This is a genomic window from Candidatus Binataceae bacterium (genome assembly GCA_035650475.1).
In the GTDB taxonomy this organism is placed as follows: Bacteria; Desulfobacterota; Binatia; order Binatales; family Binataceae; genus JAKAVN01.
On sequence record DASRHP010000006.1, the window covers coordinates 305524 to 328399 of the forward strand.

The 22876-nt window shown below is 67.0% G+C and carries 24 protein-coding genes; 10 read left to right on the top strand and 14 right to left on the bottom strand.

What is annotated here, in order from left to right; genetic code table 11:
• From VFB33_04040 to VFB33_04060, 5 genes are all read right to left on the bottom strand, one after another.
• Window positions 1-471 carry a glycine/sarcosine/betaine reductase selenoprotein B family protein gene (locus VFB33_04040; GenBank protein HZO80843.1) on the bottom strand — a complete coding sequence of 157 codons (471 nt, stop codon included), beginning with the start codon at window positions 469-471 and terminating at the stop codon, window positions 1-3.
• Between the two features lie 39 nt (window positions 472-510).
• Entirely contained in the window at window positions 511-1281 is a 771-nt protein-coding gene (locus tag VFB33_04045) for a glutathione S-transferase family protein (protein HZO80844.1), read from the bottom strand.
• Between the two features lie 40 nt (window positions 1282-1321).
• Window positions 1322-2101 carry an SDR family NAD(P)-dependent oxidoreductase gene (locus VFB33_04050; GenBank protein ID HZO80845.1) on the bottom strand — a complete coding sequence of 260 codons (780 nt, stop codon included), beginning with the start codon at window positions 2099-2101 and terminating at the stop codon, window positions 1322-1324.
• 199 nt (window positions 2102-2300) lie between these two features.
• On the bottom strand, window positions 2301-3353 hold the full coding sequence (locus VFB33_04055) for a hypothetical protein (protein ID HZO80846.1): 1053 nt from the start codon (window positions 3351-3353) through the stop codon (window positions 2301-2303).
• 216 nt (window positions 3354-3569) lie between these two features.
• On the bottom strand, window positions 3570-4424 hold the full coding sequence (locus VFB33_04060) for an LLM class F420-dependent oxidoreductase (GenBank protein ID HZO80847.1): 855 nt from the start codon (window positions 4422-4424) through the stop codon (window positions 3570-3572).
• A 229-nt stretch (window positions 4425-4653) separates the two neighbouring features.
• Between VFB33_04060 and VFB33_04065 the strand changes: the two genes are divergently transcribed.
• From VFB33_04065 to VFB33_04080, 4 genes are all read left to right on the top strand, one after another.
• Window positions 4654-5439, top strand: coding sequence for an alpha/beta hydrolase (locus VFB33_04065; GenBank protein HZO80848.1), 786 nt, complete (start codon window positions 4654-4656; stop codon window positions 5437-5439).
• Between the two features lie 67 nt (window positions 5440-5506).
• Entirely contained in the window at window positions 5507-6754 is a 1248-nt protein-coding gene (locus tag VFB33_04070; protein ID HZO80849.1) for an LLM class flavin-dependent oxidoreductase, read from the top strand.
• 105 nt (window positions 6755-6859) lie between these two features.
• The gene (locus VFB33_04075) at window positions 6860-7753 is read left to right on the top strand and encodes an alpha/beta hydrolase (protein ID HZO80850.1); all 894 of its coding nucleotides are present in this window, start codon (window positions 6860-6862) and stop codon (window positions 7751-7753) included.
• Window positions 7754-7854: 101 nt separating this feature from the next.
• On the top strand, window positions 7855-9528 hold the full coding sequence (locus VFB33_04080) for an amidohydrolase family protein (protein HZO80851.1): 1674 nt from the start codon (window positions 7855-7857) through the stop codon (window positions 9526-9528).
• A gap of 179 nt (window positions 9529-9707) precedes the next feature.
• Here the strand turns inward: VFB33_04080 and VFB33_04085 are convergent, their stop codons facing one another.
• Window positions 9708-10463: an SDR family NAD(P)-dependent oxidoreductase gene (locus VFB33_04085; protein ID HZO80852.1), complete on the bottom strand. Its 756-nt coding sequence runs from the start codon at window positions 10461-10463 to the stop codon at window positions 9708-9710.
• Between the two features lie 149 nt (window positions 10464-10612).
• Between VFB33_04085 and VFB33_04090 the strand changes: the two genes are divergently transcribed.
• Window positions 10613-11338, top strand: coding sequence for a hypothetical protein (locus VFB33_04090; protein HZO80853.1), 726 nt, complete (start codon window positions 10613-10615; stop codon window positions 11336-11338).
• Window positions 11339-11343: 5 nt separating this feature from the next.
• Here VFB33_04090 and VFB33_04095 read toward each other — a convergent pair whose 3' ends face one another.
• Genes VFB33_04095 through VFB33_04105 form a run of 3 tightly spaced genes read right to left on the bottom strand, consistent with a single transcriptional unit; the run spans window position 11344 to window position 13650 of the window.
• Window positions 11344-12132, bottom strand: a complete 789-nt coding sequence (locus tag VFB33_04095; protein ID HZO80854.1) for a CoA-transferase — start codon at window positions 12130-12132, stop codon at window positions 11344-11346.
• A gap of 7 nt (window positions 12133-12139) precedes the next feature.
• Window positions 12140-12760 carry a hypothetical protein gene (locus tag VFB33_04100; protein HZO80855.1) on the bottom strand — a complete coding sequence of 207 codons (621 nt, stop codon included), beginning with the start codon at window positions 12758-12760 and terminating at the stop codon, window positions 12140-12142.
• 11 nt (window positions 12761-12771) lie between these two features.
• Complete coding sequence (locus VFB33_04105; GenBank protein HZO80856.1) at window positions 12772-13650, bottom strand: CoA-transferase; 879 nt, start codon at window positions 13648-13650, stop codon at window positions 12772-12774.
• Window positions 13651-13799: 149 nt separating this feature from the next.
• Between VFB33_04105 and VFB33_04110 the strand changes: the two genes are divergently transcribed.
• The 5 genes from VFB33_04110 (at window position 13800) to VFB33_04130 (ending at window position 17945) form a co-directional block, all read left to right on the top strand.
• Window positions 13800-14615, top strand: a complete 816-nt coding sequence (locus VFB33_04110; protein HZO80857.1) for an enoyl-CoA hydratase/isomerase family protein — start codon at window positions 13800-13802, stop codon at window positions 14613-14615.
• Window positions 14616-14693: 78 nt separating this feature from the next.
• On the top strand, window positions 14694-15008 hold the full coding sequence (locus VFB33_04115; GenBank protein HZO80858.1) for an NIPSNAP family protein: 315 nt from the start codon (window positions 14694-14696) through the stop codon (window positions 15006-15008).
• A 71-nt stretch (window positions 15009-15079) separates the two neighbouring features.
• On the top strand, window positions 15080-16207 hold the full coding sequence (locus tag VFB33_04120; protein HZO80859.1) for an LLM class flavin-dependent oxidoreductase: 1128 nt from the start codon (window positions 15080-15082) through the stop codon (window positions 16205-16207).
• Window positions 16207-17376 (top strand): hypothetical protein, encoded by a 1170-nt coding sequence (locus VFB33_04125; GenBank protein HZO80860.1) that lies wholly within the window; start codon window positions 16207-16209, stop codon window positions 17374-17376. The genes VFB33_04120 and VFB33_04125 overlap by 1 nt, the downstream gene beginning before the upstream one ends.
• A gap of 125 nt (window positions 17377-17501) precedes the next feature.
• Window positions 17502-17945 (top strand): OB-fold domain-containing protein, encoded by a 444-nt coding sequence (locus VFB33_04130; GenBank protein ID HZO80861.1) that lies wholly within the window; start codon window positions 17502-17504, stop codon window positions 17943-17945.
• Window positions 17946-18108: 163 nt separating this feature from the next.
• Here the strand turns inward: VFB33_04130 and VFB33_04135 are convergent, their stop codons facing one another.
• The 5 genes from VFB33_04135 to VFB33_04155 form a co-directional block, all read right to left on the bottom strand.
• On the bottom strand, window positions 18109-18957 hold the full coding sequence (locus VFB33_04135) for a crotonase/enoyl-CoA hydratase family protein (GenBank protein ID HZO80862.1): 849 nt from the start codon (window positions 18955-18957) through the stop codon (window positions 18109-18111).
• A gap of 36 nt (window positions 18958-18993) precedes the next feature.
• A complete protein-coding gene (locus VFB33_04140; GenBank protein ID HZO80863.1) occupies window positions 18994-20289 on the bottom strand; it encodes a CoA transferase in 1296 nt (431 codons plus the stop codon).
• A 67-nt stretch (window positions 20290-20356) separates the two neighbouring features.
• On the bottom strand, window positions 20357-21133 hold the full coding sequence (gloB, locus tag VFB33_04145) for a hydroxyacylglutathione hydrolase (GenBank protein ID HZO80864.1): 777 nt from the start codon (window positions 21131-21133) through the stop codon (window positions 20357-20359).
• Between the two features lie 73 nt (window positions 21134-21206).
• Entirely contained in the window at window positions 21207-21980 is a 774-nt protein-coding gene (locus VFB33_04150; protein ID HZO80865.1) for an enoyl-ACP reductase, read from the bottom strand.
• Window positions 21981-22104: 124 nt separating this feature from the next.
• Window positions 22105-22863 (bottom strand): MBL fold metallo-hydrolase, encoded by a 759-nt coding sequence (locus tag VFB33_04155; protein HZO80866.1) that lies wholly within the window; start codon window positions 22861-22863, stop codon window positions 22105-22107.
• Window positions 22864-22876 lie beyond the last annotated feature (13 nt).

Here is a 22876-nt window from a genome sequence, read left to right on the forward strand (position 1 = left end):
TCAGGCAGGCACCAGATAAAAGGCCTCGACCCGCCGGCTGCGCAGCTCCTCGACGATCTTCGGCGCCAGCTCCTCGCGCACCTTGCGCGCGGAGTAGATCCCTCCCATGAAAGTGAAAGCTGGGTCGCACAGCTCGCCGATCACGCCCTCGGCCTCGAACTCGCGCAGGCGTTCGAGCGGGAAGACGCAGTTGGGGTCGCGCTCGGCGTCTTTGGTCGGATAGCCGAAGTGCCATACGCCAAGGTCGGCGCGCGTCGCGTCTTTGGGGATCAACCGGTAGCTAGCGTCCTCGCGATGGAAGCGCGGCTGGTCGCGGTAGAGGACACCGCCGGAGCTCATCAGGGCGACCCTGCACTGAGCGAGCGGCTTTTTGAGCGGCGTCCATGGCGGCGGCTCCTCGTTCACCACCCATCTGTAGGGCGCGTAGGCCTTGTACAGCTCGCGTGTGCGCGGGATGTAGGCGATCGGCATCGGCGGCCTCCTTGTAAGTTCCGTCCCCGACGCGGCGGGTCACGACGCCTCGGGCGGAAACATCATCTTACCTGCATGGAATTCGCGCGCAATGAAGTCGATGAAGCCGTGGCGCACCGGCCATTCCAGCCGACTGTCGCGCCAATGGACGCGGCCGTCGGGCCCCTCGAACTCGGCCAGCAGGTCGCTTGAGGCCATCGCCTTGCGCGCGCGTTCGATGTCGGCGGCGACCAGCGGGATCGCGCGCATCCGCTTCTCCCACGCCGCGAGCGCGGGGAACTCGTCCATCGCGATGCGCATCGCGCGCGCCATCGGCACGTGGCAGATCGCGGCGAAGTCGGCGACCGTCGGCGCCGCGCCGCAGAAGTACTCGCGCCCGCCCAGTTCGCGCTCCAGGTGCGCGAGCAGTGCATGGAATTCCCTGCGCCCGGCCTCCTTCATCGCCGCCGCCTCGGGCTGGGAGGAGCGCACCAGGCCGAGGAAGTAGCCGAAGGCGGTGGCGTCGAAGCTGCGGTCGCACAAGTCCTCGAGCGCGCGCATCCGCGCGCGTTCGTACGCGTCGGCGGGGAACACAGGCGGCTTCGGGTAGGCGTCTTCGAGGTACTCGCAGATAATCGTCGAGTCGGCGATGACCCTGCCATCGTCGAGCACCAGCACGGGAACTTCGGCGCGCTCGCTCGCCCGACGCAGGTCCTCCTTGCGGTCGAGCGAGTAGCAGCGCTCGGCCGTCTCACACGCAAGCCCCTTGTATTCGAGCACCATCCTGACTTTGCGCGCGTACGGGCTGGTCGCATAGGTGAACAGTTTCATGAATTGGTTCCTCCGCTGGGCGGCGGGCTCCAAAAAAAATCTATCGCGCGCTGAGGCCGCCGTCGACGATGAGCTCGGTGCCGGTGATGTACGAGGCGTCGTCGGAGAGCAGAAAGACGATCGCCTTGGCGACCTCCCACGGCGTACCCTGGCGGCGCATCGGGATGCGCGGCGCGACCGCCTCCTCGCGGTCGCCGATCAGCCGGCGCACCATCGAAGAATTGATGAGTCCGGGCAGGACGGTGTTGACGCGGATATTGTGGCGGGCGTGGCTGACCGCGACCGAGCGCGTCATCGCCAGCAGCGCGGCCTTGGTCGTTTCGTAGGGCAGCCCCGAGCCGGTGCGCAGCGCGGCCAGCGAGGAGACGTTGACAATCGCGCCGCCGCCGGCTTTGGCGATCTCGGGCACCGCGTATTTCATCGTCAGGAAATGGCCGCGCATGTTGACCTCGACCATGGTGTCGAACTGCTCGCTGGTGGTGTCGAGCAGGCGGCCGCCGATCGCGATCCCCACGTTGTTGACCAGCAGGTTGAGCTTGCCGAAGACGCGCACGGCCGCCTCGCAGGCGCGCCGGCAGTCGTCTTCGCGGGTGACGTCCGCCGCGATGGCCTCGGCCTGTCCGCCGTCGGCGCGGATCGCCGCCGCTGTCTCGCCGGCGAGCTCGATCGAACGGTCGGCGACCATCACCGACGCGCCTTCGCGAGCGCATAGGATCGCGGTGGCGCGGCCGTTGCCGATCGAAAGCGTCTCGCCCTTATTGGGTGGGCCGTCGGCGCCTCCGCCGACGATGAGAGCGACTTTTCCGTCGAGGCGGCCCATCGCGAACGTCCTCCCGTGCGTGCGGCGATGCGCGAGTCATAGCGCAGATCGGCTTTGGATGCACGGGGCGCCGCGCAGGGAGCCAGGCTGATTCGCAGCCGCGTCGTCTAGGAGGTCATCAGCGACGAGAGAACGTTCGGGTCCTGCGAGCCTGTTGCAAAACAGGTCGGGCTTGCTGATCACGGTAACGCTCGCGGATTCACCCGTTGGAATCGTTATCTGCGGCCGCAGAAGGTGTCGCCACGCCCTTGAGCACACTGACCGTGCTGCTGCATGCGTTGGTGACCCACACGCTTCCGCTTGAGTCAATCGCCATATTTTCGGGACAGGCGCCGACCTTGAACTCCGCAATGAGCGCGCCCGAGGAGTTGAACTCAAGCACGTTGTTAGACTCCTGATTGGCCACGAATACATTGCCCGCTGCGTCAATGGTGACGCCTCGCGGGCCCATTCCCACGGCCTGACGTCGGATTGGCGCGAACGACGGCGCAGCGGCGAAAACTGACACGTGATCGATGCTTTGCACGGACTGCCACAAATTTCCGGACAGATCGATGTCATTTCCGGTCGGCTGGAGGCCAACCGAACCTTGCGGAATGGTAGCGAGCGGCGCGCCCGCCGAATTGAGCACGCTTACGGTGCCGCTGTAGTAGTTGCCGATCCAGAAATTGCCGGTCTTGTCTCTGGCAACTGCATGTGGCGCCTCGCCGGTCGGAAAGGTGTTGATGAGAGCGCCGGTGCCACCATCTAACTCGGCAATCGTGTTGCTCCCCTGGTTGGTAACCCAGATGTTTCCCGAGGCGTCGAATTGCGCGTGCTGGGGCCCGTCGCCGCCGGTACAGAAGGTCCCGATCAATGCGCCGTGGCTGTTGAGCGCCGTCACCGTCCCGCTGGTGGCGCCGGGACACGAGGTGGGAGCGCCCGGGCCGCCGCCCGCAGTGTTCTGGATCCAGATGTTGCCTGTCCCCGAGCGGTCGATTTTCAGTCCGTGCGGTCGCTTGCCAACCGGAAATGTGGCCAGAACAACCCCCGCGCTGCTGAGCTCGGCAACCCTGTTGCTGTATCGATTGGCGATCCAGACGTTGTCGGATTTATCGATCCCGATGCCTTCCGGGTAATTGCCGCCGGAGGCGAAGCTTACTACGGACGGCGTCGGAGCGGGCGGCGGAGTCGACGAATGATCGCTGCCGCATGCATAAGTTCCGAAGATGAGGAAGCAAAATTCAGCCGGAAGAAGATATTTGCGCAGCAAGACATCTCCGTGTGACCGGAATGCGGTTGGGGAGCTTTCAAGCTAATCAGCGCCTAAACGAAGGTCAAGTTTCCAATCGCGACGCTCGGACGCCTCTTTGCCAGCGGCGCCCTTGCCGAATTGTGCCATGCCGAATCACTGCGCTCTGCAGCCTCAAACGGCTCCCGAGCGGCGTGCCGCCGCGCCATTCGGTATGCTGCACAGAAGCAGATAACCTCAGCCGACCATCTTGCGCTTGAGCGCCGCGTAGGTGTCGAGCAGCGGCAGCACCTTATCAGCGGGCGCTGGCGGCAATCCGAAAATCAGGTCGTGGAAGCCGATCTCCATCAGCTTCTTGGCCTCGTCTTCACGCCCGGGCACGGCAAAAACCGACAACCTCAGCGACTCGAAGCGCCGCCCTGCGCGGTTTGCCACCTCGCGCAACTGACCGACGCCTTCGGCCAGCGTATGGTCGCGTCGGTAGATCGGCATCCAGCCGTCGCAGTAATCGACCACCCGCTCGAAGCAGCGCTTGGCCTCGGAGCCGAGCAGCACCGGAGGGCCGCCCTGCTGCACGGGCTTGGGAAACGCCCACATCGGCGGAAAGTTGACGTGCTCGCCATGAAACTCGGCCGGGTCCGTGGTCCAAATCGCGCGCATCGCGAGCACCCGCTCGCGCAGGACACTCCAACGCTTGCGGAAGTCGGTACCGTGATCCGCCATCTCCTCGGCGTTCCATCCGCCGCCGATCCCGAGCACGAGCCGCCCGCCCGAAATCGTATCGAGCGAGGCGCACTCCTTGGCGAGCACAATCGGGTCGCGCTCGACGACCAGGCAAATCCCAGTACCGAGCTGGATGCGCTTGGTCACCGCAGCGGCAGCGCCCAGCGCAACGAATGGATCGTGGGTGTGCCAATATTCGGTCGGTAGATCGCCGCCGCCCGGCCATGGGCTGCGCCGGCTCGTCGGGATATGGGTATGTTCGGGGAAATAGAGCGAGTCGAGTCCGCGCTCTTCGACTGCGCGCGCCAGCTCGATCGGCTGGATCGCATAGTCGGTCGGGAACATCATCACGCCAAACGTTGTCGCCATCGTCGTCGCCTCCGGTCGCTGATGCGCGTGGCGCATCGCGGCGGTACTTCCGCATATCACGAGCGCGCCCGTCCGCCCAAACTGCGTGAGTGTGCCGGCTTAGACTCGCGCATTTGGAAGGCTTTGCAACTTGATGCGCGCTGGGGCAGTTTGATCGGGGGAAAGCTGGACGCCCGGCGGCAAGCACGCCGCCCGCGATCCGCGCGCCCGCAAACGGGAAAGCGCCGTGGTGGCGCCGGGATCATCGCACAGCGAAAGCTTCGTCGAGCTGGCCGACCTCAGGGTCCATCTGTACAAGGGCGGCGCCGGCGCTCCCCTGCTCGTGCTCCATCACGAGATCGGGACGTCCGGATGGGTCGCGTTCTACGAGGAGCTGGCGCGCCATTTCACGGTCTACGTCCCCGAGCATCCGGGCTTCGGACGTTCCGAGCGGCCGGCGTGGATGCGCACGGTGCGCGAGATGGCGATCGTCTATCTGTGGCTGCTGCGCGAGATCGGACTTGAGCGCGTGGCGGTCGTGGGGCTCGGTTTCGGCGGATGGGTCGCGGCCGACATGGCGATGATGAGCCAGCGGCAGTTCACCCGGATGGTGCTGGTCAATCCGATGGGCATCCAGCCCGAGCGCGGCGAAATCCTCGATCAGTTCGTCATCAACACCATCGACTATATTCGCGCGGGCTTCGCCGACCAGGCCAAATACCTGATGGTGTTTACCGAGCGGCCGGGAATCGAGCAGCTCGAAGCGTGGGAGATCAACCGCGAAATGACCACGCGCATCGCGTGGAAGCCGTATATGTTCGAGCAGGCGATGCCGCATCTGGCGCGAGCGATCGCGACGCCCACGCTGATCCTGCACAGCCGGCACAACCGTATCGTGCCGGCCAACTGCGCCGAGCGCTACGCCGCCGCGATCGCGGGCGCGCGGCTGCGGATGCTCGAAGGCTGCGGCCACTTCGCAGAGCTGGAAAAGCCCGAGGAACTGGCCAACCTCATATACGACTTTGTAAGCGGCTAGCGGCAGTGACCTGGGCGCGGCCGGATAGCGCGATGCCCGTTGGCAGCCGCAGGGGAGGGCAACGACGATGCATCTGATGTATTTTACGGAGCAGCCGATGTCGGCCTACCCGCAGGAGGAGGGCGAGAAGTTCGGCTACACCGCGCTCATCTTTCCCAACAAGTTCTTCGATCCCGAAACAGGCAGCAGGCTCTACAACGAGCGCATCGTCGAGTACCAGCTCGCCGAGGAGTCCGGATTCGACGGCATCATGCTCAACGAGCATCACAACGCGCCGTTCTGCATGCAGGCCAAGTGCAACATCATGGCTTCGATCCTCGCCGCGCTGACCCGGCGCGTGAAGCTGGTGCTGCTCGGCAACCCGCTGCCGATCGCCGACAACCCGGTGCGCCTGGCCGAGGAGCTCGCGATGATCGACATGATCTCGCGCGGTCGGCTGGTCTCGGGCTTCGTGCGCGGCGGAGGCGTCGAGTCGCTCGCGACCAATACCAACCCGGCCTACAATCGCGAGCGCTTCGAGGAGGCCCACGACCTCATCATCAAAACCTGGACCGTGCCCGGGCCGTTTCGATGGGAGGGCAACCACTATCAGTTCCGGGTGGTCAATCCGTGGGCGCTGCCGCTTCAGAAGCCTCATCCGCGCGTTTGGATCCCGGGTGTCTCCAGTCGCGAAACGATCGTGTGGGCGGCCGAGCATCGTTACCCCTATCTCGCGCTCAACACCTCGATCGAGGACAGCAAGAAGATCTGGGCGCTGTACGACGAGACCGCGCTGCGCGCGGGCTACGAGCCGGGGCCGGAAAACCGCGGTTATCTTATCCGATGCCATGTCGCCGAGACCGAGGAGAAGGCGCTGCGCAACGCGCGCGAGTTCATGTGGATGCAGGGCGAGTTCACCGGCCTGCTCGATCCGATCTGGTCGGCGCCCTCGGGCTACCTCGGGCCGTGGGCGCGCAAGGGGCTCGCCGAGTCGCGCGCGGGACTCAGGCGCAAGCCGGGGGGCGGCGGACCGTCGTTCGAAAAGCAGCTTGAAATGATGCTCATCATCGCGGGTACGCCCGCGCAGGTGGTGTCGAAGCTGCGTGTCATTCTGGAGGAGACGCGCCCGTCGATCCTCGCGCTGTGGGGCAACGACGGCCGGGTCAGCCACGAGGATTCGAAAAGCTGCATCCGCCTGATGGGCGCCGAGGTGCTGCCGCGCCTGCGCGAGATCGGCAAGCGCTTGGAGCTCTTCAGCCCCTTCGAGCTCGACACGCCGGTTAGTCTCCAGTTCACGCCCGGCGGGCAGCCGGCTCAGGCCCCGGCGCCGGCCTAAGCGGCGCGCCAATCGATTGCGGCGCGGCGGCGGGCGGTGCGATAAAGGGCAAGGCGTCGCGGTAAAGCGCGACAATCGCTTCAACCCCTGACCGAGGAGAAGACGATGGCAACCGAAGCTGAAATCCTCGCCCGCGTCAAAACCGGCGCGTCGCAGCCCGCCCGCAGTATCGAGGAGCTGCGCTCCTGGATCGAAAAAAACTCGCGCGCGATCAACGCGGCGCCGCCCGAGATCGGCGCGATGCATGACGACCTCGCTCTGCGCGCGGGACTCACCGCGGACATCGCGGTGCCCAAGGGCGACGGCCCCTTCCCGATCATGATCTACCTTCACGGCGGCGGATGGGTCGGCGGTTCGAGCAAGAGCCACCGCAAGCTCGGGATGCAGTTCGCGGAGGCGGGGTTCCTCACGGTCAACCTCAACTATCGACTCGCCCCCGAACATCCGTTTCCCGCGGGCTTGGACGATTGCCTGTTCGCGTGCGGATGGGCGGCGGAAAACGCGCGCCGCTTCGGCGGCGATCCGTCGCGGATGGCGATCGGCGGCGATTCGGCGGGCGGCAACCTCGCAGCGGCGACGGTCGTCGCGCTCGACGAAGAGCGCAGCCCGCTTAAGATGCGCGCGGCGGCGCTGATCTACGGGCTTTACGATGTGCCGGCGGTGCTCGAGCGCGAGCGCGACAAGCGCGTGATGGGGCTCGAGCTGATGGCACGCGCATACGTGCCCAACGACTTTCCCGCCGGACTTCGCGCGCAGCGGGTGAGCCCGCTGGGCGCGATCCGGCCGGGCCTGATGCCGCCGAGCTTCGTCCTTTGCGGCGCCGACGATCCGCTGCTGCCGGAATCGTGCGCGATGGCCGAAGCGCTCAAGCGTGCAGGCACGCCGCACGAACTCGCGGTGGTAGACGACATGCCGCACGGCTTCGTCCAGGTCTGGATGCTGTCGGCGGCGGGCGCCGCGCTGGAGCGGATGTTCGCTTTCCTGCGCCGTCACGTTTGAGGCGTCTCCGAATCAGCGGGAATGCGGCGCTTGCCGGGCACGGCGCGACCCGGATAGAAGAAAGCTGACGCCCTTACTTCGCCCGAGGGAGGGACACCCCCATGACGTACGATCTCGTAATCAAGAACGGCACCGTGGTTGACGGCACTGGCGCGCCGCGCTTTCGCGCCGACGTTGCGGTCAAGGACGGCAAAATCGCTGAAATCGGCAAGCTCAGCGGCGGCGGGCGCACCATCGACGCCAGCGACCTGATCGTCGCGCCCGGCTTCGTCGATCCGCACACCCATTACGACGCGCAGATCTGCTGGGACCCCCTTCTCACCTGCACCTCGTGGCACGGTGTGACCTCGGTCGTGATGGGCAACTGCGGGGTGGGAATCGCGCCGTGCAAGCCGGAAGTCCACGAGGTCGCGGCATGGGATCTGGTCAACGTCGAGGCGATCCCGTTCGACGCGCTCAGCAAGGGCATCACCTGGGACTGGATCAGCTTTCCGGAATTCATGGACGCGGCTGAACGGCGTGGGGTGGGAATCAACGTCGGCTTTCTCGCCCCCCTGACCCCGTTTCGGCATTTCGTGATGGGGACGGAATCGATGGAGCGCGCGGCGGCACCCAACGAGATCCAGCGTATTGCGGCGCTCCTGCACGAGGCGATGACGGCGGGCGCGATGGGCTTTTCAACTACGCGGCTCGCCCAGCATATTGGCTTTCGTGGCCAGCCGCTGGCCTGCCGCCTCGCCGACCGCGACGAGCTTAAGGCCTACGCCAACGTGCTTAAGGAGCTCGGCAAGGGCGCGATCGAAATCGCGCTCACGCGGCGCGCCGGTCAGGTGCTCGACGACGAGTACGAAATGCTCGAGTTCCTGCTCGACGAGAGCGCGCGACCGGTGACGTGGCTTGCGATGGCGAGCCGGCCGGACAAGCCCGAGCGTGCGGCCGAGACGCTGGAGCGGCTTGCGCCGCTCATCCGGCGCGGCGGCGTGCCGCAGGTCCTGTGCAAGCCGTTCGTGGTCCAGATGGACCTGCGCAACCCATTCAGCTTCGCCGACATGGAGGCGTGGAACCACGTCTTCAACCAGCCGCCTGACGAGCAGAAACGGATCTACGCCGACCCGGCCTTCCGCGAGGCGTTCCGCGACGAGCTCAAGCGGCCGCATCTGTTCACCGGCAAGTGGCATCGGGTCGAAGTTCTCGAGGTCGCCAATCCGGCGCTCAAGCCGTTCGAACGCAAGACGGTCGGCGAAATCGCCGAGATACGCCGCGCCGATCCGCTGGATACTTTCCTTGACCTTGCGATCGAGGACGACCTCAATATCCAGTACACAATGGCGCAGTATCATGAAGAGGGAATCGGCCGCCTGATCGGCGATCCGCGCACGATGATCGGGTTGTCTGACGGCGGCGCCCACGTCGATATGTTGTGCGACGCCGGCTACTGCACCTATCTGCTGGGCAAATGGGTGCGCGAGCGCCACGCGCTGACGCTGGAGCACGCGGTCAAGCGGATCACGTCCGAGCCCGCCGACTTCTTCGGCATTCGCGGACGCGGGCGACTGAAGGCCGGACTGGCCGCCGATTTCGCGATCTTCGACTACAGCACGGTCGGCTCCGCCAAGCGGGCGCGGATGCAGCACGACTTGCCGGGCGGCGGGCGGCGGCTGGTGATGCCGGCCGAGGGGATCGAGTACACCATCGTTAACGGCGAGGTGCTCTACGAGCACGGCAGGCCATCCGGCGCGATGCCGGGGCGGGTCCTGCGCTCGGGCCAGTGCTGAGCGCAGCCTGAACGATTTGCCTGAACCCTCCCCCAGTTCTGGGGGAGGGCCTGGATGAGGGACCTTCGGCGGTGCTCAGTGTCCGCGAGAATCGCCGTCCTTGTACGCACTCGCTTCCGCCGAAGCTCTACTCAGTTGCACATTCACCCGGCGTGCGCCGGCGAGACTGAAAGCCGCCTTCAGCTCACGGTCCAGCCGGCATCGATCACGAACGGTGCGCCGGTGGCGAACGACGCGTCGTCGCTGGCCAGGAACAGCGCGACTTTGGCGATCTCTTCCGCCTGGCCCATCCGTCCGAACACCGACACCCGCTTGAGCGCGCCTGGTTTGGGCTCCTCGCCATGGCGGATGCGCTGCGCCATCGGGGTTTCGATCGCACCCGGGCAGATGCAATTGACCCGGATGTTGTAGCGGCCGTACTCGAACGCCGCCACCCGAGTCAGTGCGATCACTCCCGCCTTGGCCGCGCAGTACGCCGCGCCGCCGCGAATCGCGACCATTCCGGCGATCGACGCCTGGTTGATAATCGACCCCCCGCCGAGCTTGACCATGTGCGGCAGCACGTACTTCATCCCGAGGAAGACGCCGCGCAGGTTGATCGCGATCACCTTGTCGAAGGCGCCCTCGCTCATTTGCGCCATGAAATCCGACTCACCCTCGATGCCGGCGTTGTTGTAGAGCACGTTGGGCGGGCCGAGGCGCTCGACCGTCGCCGCCACCATCCGCTGCACGTCCTCAGACTTCGCGACGTCGGCGCCGATTGCGGTCGCCTCGCCGCCGCGCTCGCGGATCTCGCGCGCGGTCGCCTCGACCGCGGCCTCGCTGATGTCGGCGGCGGCGACTTTGGCCCCTTCGCTCGCGAACAGCAGCGCGGTCGCCTTGCCCATTCCCGACGCCGCCCCGGTTATGAGCGCCACCTTGCCCTCGAGTTTCATCGTGTGGTTCCTCCTCGCAATCGCGGCCGGTATTAAAACACGGTCCGAGTGTTGCTCGATCTGATCTCTGCAAGCCTCTACCATTGATGATCGAGATTGGGAAAGTCTTGGCGGCGGTGGCAAAACTGAATGCGCGAGGGGGCGGACGGATGCGCCAGGCGGCCGCCGCGCTCGTTCTTGCGTTTTTGCCGTGTGTGCCGCGCGCAGCGCGTGCCCAGCAGACGCTGGAGGTCTCGCCGCCCGCGGCCCAGACCCAACCCAACATCCGGATTCGCCCGACCCCCGCGCCGCCGCCCTCGCGCCAGCTCCAGGAAATCCCCCAGGCCGCGACTCCCCTGCCCACGCCCTCGCCACCGCCGGCTCCGCTTCCCCCTCCTGCTGCGCCGTCCTCGATGCTCCAGGCGCAGCCGGTGCTGCCGGCAGAGTTCCGCGGGTGCTGGGAGGGGCAGGTGAACTATCTCGACTCGATCGCGCGCGAGTACGGTGCGCCGAAGACCGGTCCGTGGACGCCGAAAACGTACCGCATCTGTTACAAGCGCGTTGGCAGTGGGCCGTTCGAGTTGACCTTCAGCCAAGTGGGCGTCGTGCCCAACAGCAAGATCGTCAACCCCACCGGCAATATGGTGCTGATCTCGACCGACGGGCGCGGCGCGGCGCGGATGAAGGCCAATCTGCATTTCGACGAATACTACGTGGGCCGGCGTTTTCGCGGTCACACCTTCGCGGTCGATGAAGAGACGATTCTCGACTGCACGATCCGGAGCGGTGGCGCGATGATGGTGCGCGGGGCGGTGTTCGGCCGGCGCGACGGGGCGCCCTGGTTCCGCGCAACCTGGCACGCGGTCTTTGAACGGGTCGAAAGCCTGCCCGAGTAGGGCGATCAGCGGCGCAGACGGCCGGCGAGATCCACCCGCGTACGCAACGCATGCAGCTCCTCGGCGGTAGGCGGTTCGGTCTCCGGCAGCGAGGGTGGGATTACCAGTTCGAAGCCGGTGTTCGCGCGCACCGCATCGACGCTGACGCCTGGATGCACCGAGCGCAGGCGCATCCGTTTGGTTTCTTCCTCGAAGTCCATCACGCACAGCGGCGTGACGACGTATTTGGGCCCGCCGCCCGGAAGCCCGCGCTTGCGCCGAGCGTCGGCCCCGCCGTTGCCCCATCCGAAGGCGCTTACATAGTCGCATCGCTCGACCAGCACGCGCGGGCTGTGGTTGTTGAGCACGATGTAGTAGCGGCCGACGTGGGTGCTGAGCGAGGGCGTGCCGACCGAGCCCGGCCCGCGGAACTTGAGCCGGAGGTGGTCCGGCCCGATACCGATCAGGTTGGTATTGCCGAAGCGGTCAACCTGAATGCCGCCGATGAAGAAGACGTGATTGCTCCAGTCCTTGACGCGGTCGAAGCGGTGGCCAGTGTCGCTGTACGATTCGGCCCATCGCACCACCCGCCGGTCCCATCCGAAGGCCGGCATCGGGATCGTCTCCAGATGGGCGACGTTCATCCGCGCGCCGAGGAAGACGAGTTCCATGTTGGGGCCATGAGTGAGATGCGCCAGGCGCACCGCCGCCTCCGCCACCGGCATCGCGACGCCCACGCGCAGCACCTCGCCGTCGCGCAGGTCGCGCGCCAGGAAGATCGCCATCAGTTCCTGCACGCCGTATTCGTTCGCCATAACACCCTCACGCCGTACGCACGCGCGATATCGTTCCGTCGGGCGCAATCTGCACCCGCGCCATGTAGCGCTCGGGAAAGCGCTTGCTGAACGCGAAGCCGAAGATCAGCAGCGCCGTCGGGATCAGAAAGCCCGGCACCAGTTTGCCGAAATTGCCGCCGAGCGCCGCGCCGATCGCGGCGAAGCCGACGTTGACGGTGAACAGGCCGGCCCAGAAGAAGGCCAGGATCCAGTTGATCCGATGGAACAGTGGATTGTCCCAGAACTCAGGCGGCGACTGCTCGCGCGCGTAGGCCAGTGTGAACGGCCTGCCGAGTGCGATCGAGCCCCACGCGGCAAGCGCGAAGAACGACCAGATCACGACGACGTGGTAGATCGAAAACGCCGCCGAGCGCAGCCCAACCTTCACGATCGCCGCCGCCACGAAGTAGGCGAGTGTCGTCCAGTCCATCAGCTTGACCGTCGTGCGACGGGCCAGCGTCGCCAGATAGATCAGGCACAGAAACGCGCCGCCGATCGTCGCCGCCGCCCAGTGGTTGCCGCCCGCCGCCACGCCGTAGAGCACCCACGGCGCCAGCGCGAGCGCGAACAGGAGCCATCCGTTCGTCGATTTTTGCGCTTCCGCCACGCGCGACCTCCTCAGTATTCGTGGAGTTCCAGCAAACGTTTCAGCCCGATGGTTTCCAGGTACTGGACGAGGCCCGCCGGACGGCAACAATAGCGCTCTAAGTAGGCGTCGAGCGCCGCGCGTTCGCCATGAGCGGCGGCGTCGGCGGCTTCGAGATAGCCGCGCAGATGGGGGCCGTCGGTGACGTAAAAGCCGCGGCTGTAAAACGGATGGGCGCCGAAAGGCGCGCGCACGATCGCGGCGGCTGCCGCGATCGTCGTCGCCCACGGGTCGGAACGAATTTCCTCGTTGCTGATAATCTGCTCGACTTGGACGACCGTGCGGTCCGCGGCGCGGTACTGGAAAAGGTCGAGCCATCCAGGGCCGCCCAGATGGCGTACGTTACCGTAAGCGTCGGCGGCCGCCGCGTGCAGCAGTGTTACGTCGGGCTTGATCGGCGGCACCGCGATCAGTTCCTCGCCGCCGATCGGATCGCGGAAGAGCTTGAGGTCGGGATTGACCTCGGGCAACGAAGTGCCGACGCCGGCGCGCCACGGCAGGAAGGGGAGATTCTGCGCCGCCGCCTGGAGCGCCGCGCATACGATTCCCTCCTCGCACTCCCAGACCTCGATTTCGCCGCGCTCGGCCGCGCGCCGGAACGACGGCATCACCGGCACACCCGGTCCCCCGCCGGCGTAATAGCTGACCGTCTTGCGCACGCATCCGGCGGCGATCAGCATGTCGAGCGCAAAGCCGCTGGCGACCACCGTCAACCCGCGCACACGGCGGCGGATTATCTGGCGCACCAGCCCCATCGGCGGCGGGTCGCCGATCGCGACCGTCATTCCGTCTTCGACCCAGGATGCGGCCTGATGCTCGTCGAGGATGCGCTCGGTGCGTCTGGTATTCATCGCGCGGCCCCTCCCGCCGGCGCTCCGGCGGTCCTACTGTGATCCGATCGGCGGGCGCGCGGCAAGGCCCGCGCAGCTAACAGTCGGCGCCCGCACTTTAGTAGGATGCGGACCGGCGATCGCATCCTGAACGCAGGAGAGAGAGGGCGATGAGCAAATTCGAGGAGTATCAGAACAAGTACCGGCACGTTCGGATGGAGCGGCGCGACGGCATCCTCCAGATGACGCTGCACAGCGGCGGCGGCCCGCTGCGCTGGGGCGGCCCGCCGCACGAGGAGCTCTCCTACGCCTTTTACGACGTCGCCCGCGACTACGAAAACCGCTGCGTGATCATCACCGGCACCGGCGAGGCGTTCTGCGCCGAGATCGACCTTGGCGGCGGGCGCGGCGCGCCGGTCGGCAAGACCGCCAGCGGCGAGCCCGCGCCGCCCCCGACGGCAGGCGTGCGCTCGACCACTTGGGATCACATCTATAATGACGCCAAGTACCTTTTGATGAATCATCTCGCGATCGAGGTGCCGATGATCGCCGCGGTCAACGGTCCGGCGCTGATCCACGCCGAGCTCGCCGTGCTGTGCGACGTCGTTATCGCCGCCGAGGAGGCGGCCTTCCAGGACGCGCCGCACTTTCCCAACGGCATCGTCCCCGGCGACGGCGTCCACGTCGTTTGGCCGCTGGTGCTGGGACCCAATCGCGGACGCTACTTCCTGCTCACCGGACAGAAGCTCTCCGCGCGCGAAGCACTGGAGCTGGGCGTGGTGAGCGAGGTGATGCCGCGCGAGCGCCTGCTCCCGCGCGCATGGGAACTGGCGGAGCTGATCGTCGCCAAGCCCAAGCTCACCGTGCGTTATGCGCGCGTCGCAATCACCCAGCAGCTCAAGCGCCTGATGCTCGACAATCTCGGCTACGGGCTGGCGCTCGAAGGGCTGGGCGCAGCCGCGGCATGGCCGGGCGCGAAAGGCTGAGGCGCAGGCGGCGCGCAGTCGCCGCCCTAAGCGGCGGCGCGGGAATTCTGCGACGTATTCAATTTCGGGGGAGACGCGATGATCTACGAACTGCGGACCTACACCCTCGTGCTCGGCGGCACCCGCGAGTACGAGGAGATCACGAAGAACGAGCTGCTGCCGATCCTCGCCGAGTACGGGCTCAAGCCGGTTGGCTACTGGCACACCGAGATCGGGCCGCTCAACGAACTGGTCCATCTGTGGGCTTTCAACGACCTCAACGAGCGCCAGCAGAAATGGGCGGCGTGGGGGCGCGACCCGCGCCGCGCGGCGATCGTGCCGCGGCTGCGCGCGCTGGTCGTAAGCCAGAGCAACAAGATCATGTCGCCGGCGGAGTTCTCGCCGCTACAATAACGCCGGGCGCGCGGCCGACCCGCTCGCGGGGTTTAGATCGAATCGACCGTGCCGCTTTGACAGGAGCAACTATGGAACTGGGACTCTTCCTGATGCCGTCGCATCCGCCCGAACGCGATTTGATGGCCGGGCAACAATGGGACCTCGCCGTGCTCCGCGCGGCCGACCGCCTGGGCTACAGCGAGGCGTGGATCGGCGAACACTTCACCTCGCCATGGGAACCTAATCCCGCGCCCGACCTGCTGATCGCGCAGGCGCTAAAGGAGACCAGCCGGATCAAGCTCGCCCCAGGTGCCCATCTGCTGCCCTTCCATCACCCGGCCGAGCTCGCCTGCCGGGTTGCCTTCATGGACCATCTGGCGCAGGGCCGCTACATGCTCGGCATCGGCGCGAGCGGCCTGCCGAGCGACTGGCAGCTCTTTTCCGTTGACGGCTTCGGGATGCAGACACGGGAGATGACGCGCGAGTCGCTCGCCATCATGCTCAAGGTCTGGGAGAGCGACGGCGGGCTGGAATATAAGGGCAAGTACTGGAGCGTCAACGTGCCGGGCCCGATGCTGCGCACGCTGCGCCACCATCTCAAACCCTTCCAGAAGCCGCATCCGCCGATCGGCATCGCCGGGCTCAGCCCCGGTTCCGAGACGCTCAAGCTCGCCGGCGAGCACGGCTTCATCCCGCTCAGCCTCAACATGAGTCCGGGCTACGTCGCCACCCACTGGGAGGCGGTGGTCGAGGGCGCGCGGCGCACGGGGCGGCGGCCGCGCCGGCGCGACTGGCGCATCGTGCGCGAGATCTTCGTCGCCGAGACCGACGCCGAAGCCCATCGTCACTGCGTCAAGAGCATGATGGGCCGGATGATGCGCGAGTATCTGCTGCCGCTGATGGCGGATTTCCAGTTCACGAAGTTTCTCAAGGACGATCCCTCGGTGCCAGACGACGCGGTCACGCCCGAGTACCTGGTCGATCACGGATGGCTGGTCGGATCGCCGCGCACGGTGCGCGACAAGCTCGCGCGGATGTACAAGGACCTCGGCGGCTTCGGCACCCTGCTGCTGTTCACCTTCGACTATGCCGACAACCCCGAGCCATGGTTCAACTCGATGCGTCTGCTGGCCGAGGAGGTTCTGCCGCACTTTCGCGAACTGGACCCCGACAGCAATCAGACCGCGCGCGCGGAGGGGCAGCGAAGGACCGTCTGATGGCCGAGTACAGCATCAGGGACAAGGTCGCGATCGTCGGCCTTGGCGAAACCACATACTACAAGCGCGGCCAGGCGCCGGTCAGCGAATTCCAGCTCGCCTGCGAGGCGATCCTCAAGGCGGTCGCCGACGCCGGGCTCAAGGTCACCGACCTCGACGGCTTCGCCTCCTACAGCAACGATCGCAACGATGCGGCGCGCCTGGCGACCGCGCTGGGGCTCCCGCACTACGCGTGGGCGAGCATGGTATGGGGCGGCGGGGGCGGCGGTGGCTCGGGTGCGGTGGCGCACGCGGCGGCCGCGGTGGCGGCGGGCTATGCGAAGTACGTGGTGGTTTTCCGCGCGCTCGCGCAGGGGCAGTTCGGCCGCTTCGGCCAGGCGGCGCCGGTCAACTCGATCTCCGGCCCCGCCGCCTACGCCTGGCCCTACGGGCTGTTCGTGCCCGCGCAATGGGTGGCGCTGCGCGTGCGCCGCTTCATGCACGAGCATCGCATGACCCAGGACGCGCTTGCTGCGGTGGTGCTCGCGGATTACCACCACGCGCAGCGCAATCCGCGCGCCGTGATGTACGGCCGGCCGCTCACTCGCGAGCAGTACGACAAGTCACGATGGATCGTCGAACCGTTTCATCTCTACGACTGCTGCATGGAGAACGACGGTGCCGCCGCGCTCATCCTGACCACCGCCGAGCGCGCGCGCGATCTCAAACAGAAGCCAGTGTACGTGATGGCGGCTGCGCAGGGCGCGCCCCAGCGCGCGGCCGCCGCGGCCGAAAACTCCACCGACTACGCCTCCTCGCACTTCAAGACGCTCGCGCCGCGGCTATACGAGATGGCGGGGATCGGACCCAAGGACGTTGACGTCGTGCAGATGTACGAGCACTTCAGCGGCGCGGTGCCGATAAGCCTGGTCGAGCACGGCTTCTGCGAGCCCGACGGCGTGATGGAGCTGTGCACCTTCGAGAACCTGACCGCGCCCACCGGCAAGCTCCCGCTCAACACCAGCGGCGGCAATATCGCCGAGTGCTACATGCACGGGCTCGAGCTGGTCAACGAGGCGGTGCGCCAGTGCCGCGGGACTTCGACCTCGCAGGTGCCCGACGCGAAGATCGCGCTGGTGGCGTCGGGTCCGATGGTCTCGCCGGTCAGCGACCTCATCGTGCACGGCTAGCGTGGTACCTGCGTGTGCAACGAAGGTCGTCATCCTGAGCGGAGCGGGTCCGCGAGCGCAGTCGAAGGATCTCGCGCGGCGTCTTCGGAGGCGCGTGATTTGCCAGAGGTTTGAGGAACGCACCGATGGTTGAGAAATCGCCGTTCTACCTGCCGGCCGGATTGCCCGCGCCCAAACCGCAACGCGACGGGATGGACAAGGGATTCTGGGAGGCGCTGCGCCGCCATGAACTGGTGGTCCAGCGCTGCAAGGCTTGCCGTACGTTTCAGCACGGCCCGGAATGGATCTGCCACAACTGCCACGGCGGCGAGCTGGAATGGCATCGCGTCTCCGGGCGCGGCCGGCTCTACTCGTGGGTGCGCTCGTGGAACCCGGTGCATCCGGCGCTCAAGGAGGCCGGGCCGTACATCATCGCGGTGGTCGAGCTTGCGGAGGCGGGCGGCGTGCGGATGGTCGGCAATCTGCTCGGCGACCCGATGCAGGACGCGCCGTTCGACGCCGAGGTCGAGGCGGTCTTCGAGGATCGCCCCGGCGCTACGCTGGTCCAATGGCGGCTGGTGAACGGGTGAACGCTTTGCTTTGTCATGCTCGTGCTCGGGTCCGACGCGCGCCAGAAATCCCGGATTCCGGCAGTGGGGCGGGTTTCCCGGTCCGCCCACGCCTAACGACGGTTGTTACGAAGGCGGCGGCCGACGCAGCGCTAGTGAGCACCCAATCGGGCGGAGCAGATCTTCACTCGCGCCACCACGGATAGCTCTTCGGCATGTCCTTGGACGGGCGGCCGGGGAATTCGGGGCGCCGCTTTTCCATAAACGCGCGTACGCCCTCCTTGACGTCGGCGCCGGCGCCGAGCTCGCGCGTCAGCGGATAGTCAACGTCCAGCGCCGCCATCGGATGAGGCGCCGCGGAGAGACGCCACAGCATCTGGCGCGTCAGCGCGATCGATACCGGCGCGGTCTCGGCGGCGATCTCCTCGGCGAGCGAGCGCGCGGCCCCCATCAGCGCCTCGGGCGCCGCGAGCTCGCTCACGAGGCCGCCCTTGAGCGCCTCGTCGGCATCGAAGATGCGCCCCGAGTAGCACCATCGCAGGGCCTGGCTGATTCCCACGATCCGCGGCAGGAACCACGCGCTGCCCGCCTCGGGCACCAGTCCGCGCCGCGAGAAGACGAAACCGAAGCGCGCGTTGCTCGACGCAATCCGGATGTCCATCGGCAGCGCGAGGGTGATGCCGACGCCGACCGCGGCGCCGTTGATTGCGGCGATCGAAGGCTTGCGGCAGTTGAAGATGCGCATGATGAAGCTCTGGCGGCGATCGCCGCGCTCGCCGCCGAGCGCCGCGCTGCTCCCCGCCGAGGTGTCGAAGGTGTTCGCGCCGCCCGAGAGGTCGGCGCCGGCGCAGAAGCCGCGCCCCGCGCCGGTTACGATTACGGCGCGGACCGCGTCGTCCTCGTCGGCGCGGCGAAAGGCGTCGGCGAGTTCGGCGCCCATCGTCGCCGTGTATGCGTTGAGCTTGTCCGGGCGGTTGAGCGTCACGGTCAGGATCGGACCGTCGACTTCGTAGAGAATCTGTTCGTAGTTCATCGCTTCGTTCTCCGAACCCGTTCGATGCGCGCGGGTTCAGCGGCCGGCGGGGCGCGGACCGGCGACCACGCGCTCGTCGTGCAGCCGCGCGATCTGGCTCGCGCTCATCCCCAGAACCTCGGCCAGCACCTCGTCGGTATGCTCGCCGAGCAGCGGCGCGCGTCGCACCGGCACCCGCGGCACCGCCGAGAAGTAAAGCGGCGAGCCCGGCATAAGGTACTTGCCCACCCCGGGATGCTCCAGCTCGACGAAGATCGGGTTGGCCGTCGAGCATCGCGGGTCCTCGGTGACCAGTTGGCGGAACGTCTGATACGGGCCCCACGACACGTTGGTGCCGGCAAAGATCTCGCGGATTGCGGCGAGGTCGCGCGAGGCGAACCAGGGCCGCAGCATCGCCGCGATCAGGTCGCGCGCCTGGAAGCGTCCGCTTTGCGTGCTCAGATCGTGGCCGGTGGCGTGCTCGATGTCACGGCAGACCTTCTCGATGCCGGTCGCTTCGACCAGCGCGTTCCATTGGCGCGCGGTCAGCGCAACCACCATCACGCGCCGCCCGTCGCGGGTCTCGAAGTCGTGGCCGAAGGCGCCGTAGAGGTAGTTGCCGTCCTTGGGCTGATCGCGGCCGCCGAGCTGCGCCTCGGCGATTCTCCCCAGGTTGCCGACCGCGGCGAACGCTACGTCGGATAGCGATAGATTGATGAGCTGGCCTTGCCCGCTCATCCGACGGTGGCGCTCGGCGGCGAGCAAGCCGACCGCGGCCAGTGTGCCGAGCGCGATATCCCATGCGGGGAGCACGCTGTTGAGCGGCTCGGCGAGGTTGCGCGGCCCGGTCGCCCAGGGAAAGCCGGTCGCCGGATTGACGGTGTAGTCGACTTCGCTGGTGCCGTCGGGATTTCCGGTCAACGCTGCCATCACGAGATCGTGGCGATGCTTCGCCAGTGCCTCGTAGGAGAGCCATCCGCGCGCAGGGAAGTTGGTCAGGAACAACCCCGCGTTTTCGCCCGGCGCGGTGATGAGCGCGGTTGCGAGTTCGCGCCCCTTGGGCGAGCCGAGATCGATTTGGATCGAGCGCTTGTTCTTGTTCATCCCGGCCCAGAACAGGCTCTGCCCATCGTTGGCGAGCGGCCAGCGCTGATAGTCGAGGCCGCCGCCAATCTGGTCGAAGCGGATAACGTCGGCGCCGAGCTGGGCCAGCGTCATCCCGCCGAGCGGCGCGGCGACGAAGGCCGAGCCCTCGACAATGCGCAGACCGGAGAGGATTCCCGTCATCATGTCGTCACCCTCCATAGCGTGCCCGCCGCGCGCGATTCCGCCGGTTTCCCTTCCGCGCGACATCACGCGAACGCCGCGGGCGCCACTTCGAGCGCGGCCGCAAATCGCGACGGCCACGCCTCGCCGCGCGCTAGAAGCGGTCCTTCAGCTCGCGGGCCTTGGCGAAGATTGCGACCGGGTCGTCGGGCAACCCGGGATCGATCTTTTTCAGGCTCGCGCGCAGCTCGGCGCTATCGGTGCGCAGGAAGGGATTGAAGAGCTTCTCGTCGCCGATCGTCGAAGGGATCGTGAACTTGCCCTCGGCGCGCATCTTCTTCGCCCATTCGTACTTGGCCTTGAGCGCCGGATTGTTGGGCTCCAGCGTGAGCGCGAACTGCAGGTTCTTCTCGGTGTACTCGTGGCCGCAATAGACCTGGGTATCGTCGGGCAGCGCGGCGAGCTTCTTCAGCGAGGCCACCATCGTGTCGGCCTTGCCCTCGAACACCCGGCCGCATCCCGCGATGAACATCGTGTCGCCCGTGAACACGGCCTTGAGCTCCGGGAAGTAGTAGGCGATATGGCCGCTGGTGTGCGCGGGGATGCCGATGACGCGGCCGCGAATCGGGCCGACCGCGACCTCGTCGCCGTCGTCCACGCCGTCGGTGAGCGCGGGAATCCGCCCGCCCTCGGCACGCGCGCCGTACACCCGGAGCCCGGGGATGGCGCGCACGAGGTCCTCGTTGCCACCGACGTGGTCGGGATGCCAATGGGTGGGCAGCACGGCCACCAGCTTGAGCCCGCGGCGGCGGACCTCGGCGAGCACCTTGTCGGCTTCCGCGCAATCGACCACGCCGCACAGCTTGCTCGCGTCGTCGATCACCAGGTAGGCGTAATTGTCGGAGAGTTGGGGCACTGCAACGATCGCCATCGACCTGCTCCTTACTTAATGAAGATGCGCATCGCGCGCGCCCGCGCGGAGTCCGCCCGCGCCGTGGCGCGCGTCAGAGCCCGACGATACTGTAGCCCACGTCGACGTATACGGTCTGGCCGGTGACGCCGCTGGCGAGATCGCTCAGCAGCGCGGCGGCCATCTTGCCGACCTCCTCGGTCCTCATCGCGCGGCGCATCGGCGAGCGCTGCTCGACCTCGTGCGCCATCGCGAAGTAGTCGCGGATCGCCGAGGACGAGAGCGTGCGCGCGGGCGCCGCGCTGAGCGCGTTGATCCGGATATTTTTCGGCCCGAGGTCGATCGCGAGATAGCGCACGCAGGCCTCCAGCGCCGCCTTGGCCACGCCCATCACGTTGTAATTGGGCACCGCGCGCACCGCGCCGAGGTAGCTCAGGGTGACGATCGCGCCGCCGCCGCGCGCCTCCATCAGCGGCTCGGCCGCGCGCGCCAGAGAGACCAGCGAGTAGGCGCTGATGTCGAGCGCCTTGGCGAAGTTGGCGCGGCTGACGTTGAGGAAGCGGTCGCGCAAGTCCTCGCGCTCGGCGAACGCTATCGCGTGGACCAGCATGTCGAGCCCGCCCCAGCGTTCCCTGAGCGCCGCGAAGACCGCTGCGACCTGGGCGTCGTCGGTTACGTCGAGCTCGCCGACCACCGTTGCGCCGATTGAGTCGGCCAACGGGCGCACGCGCTTCTCCAAGACCTCGCCCTGGTAGGTCAGCGCGACCTCGGCGCCCTGCGCCCGCAGCTCCTGGGCGATCGCCCAAGCGAGACTCTTATCGTTGGCGACGCCGACCACCAGCGCGCGCTTGCCGTCCGCTATTCCCATCCGGCGGGCTCCTTGTTCGTTCGGTTGTGCGATGCTCGCGGTAACGCCCCGCCGCGCCCCCTCCGGCGTGCGCGGGTCCCGCTGCGACGAGCATAGCCAGCCCGCGGGCGTGGCTCAAAGCCCGTCAGAGCGAGATCTTCATCAAATCGGTCGCCATTTCCATCTCGATCTCGGGCGCGTGATCGAGCACTTCGCGGCCGAGATGGGTGAGCACCACCCGCTTGGCGCTGAAGCGGCTGCGGTTTTTGACGAGGTGCGGGTAGTTGAGATGGAAATCGAGGTGTTCGCTTTTGTAGTAGGTGCACTCGCACAGGAAGAGGTCGGCGCCGGCGCTGAGCGTGATCAGCTCGTCGGTCCAGCCGGTGTCGCCCGAGAACGCCACCGACTTGCCGGCCAGCGTCACGCGCAGCGCGAGCGAGACGTCGGGCTTCGTATGCGGCGTACGCACGCTGGTGACGCGCATCGGGCCCAGCCGCGCCTCGCGCCCGGGCTCGAGCACGACGTAGCGCAGCTTGCGCGCAAGCGGGCTGGTGTCCATCCGCGGGTACATGCTCTTGAACATCACTCGGGTGCGCTGTTCGAGCTTGCGCGGCCCCGCGATCGTCAACATCCGCCGGCGTGGACTCTCGTACAGGTACTCGAGCATCAGGAACGGCAGGCCCGCGAAGTGGTCGCCGTGGAGATGGCTGATCAGGACGTAGTCGATATCGGCGGGCGCAATCGCCGAGCGTTTGAGCGCGGTGAGCACACTGGGCCCGGCCTCCAACAGGACGACCGCGCCGCCGCCCTCGATCACATAGCCGGACTGGAAGCGGCCGCGGCTCGCAAATGCATCCCCCGCACCAAGGACTGTGACGTCCAACACGCCCACCGGCCCCAACATTAGCCGATCCGCC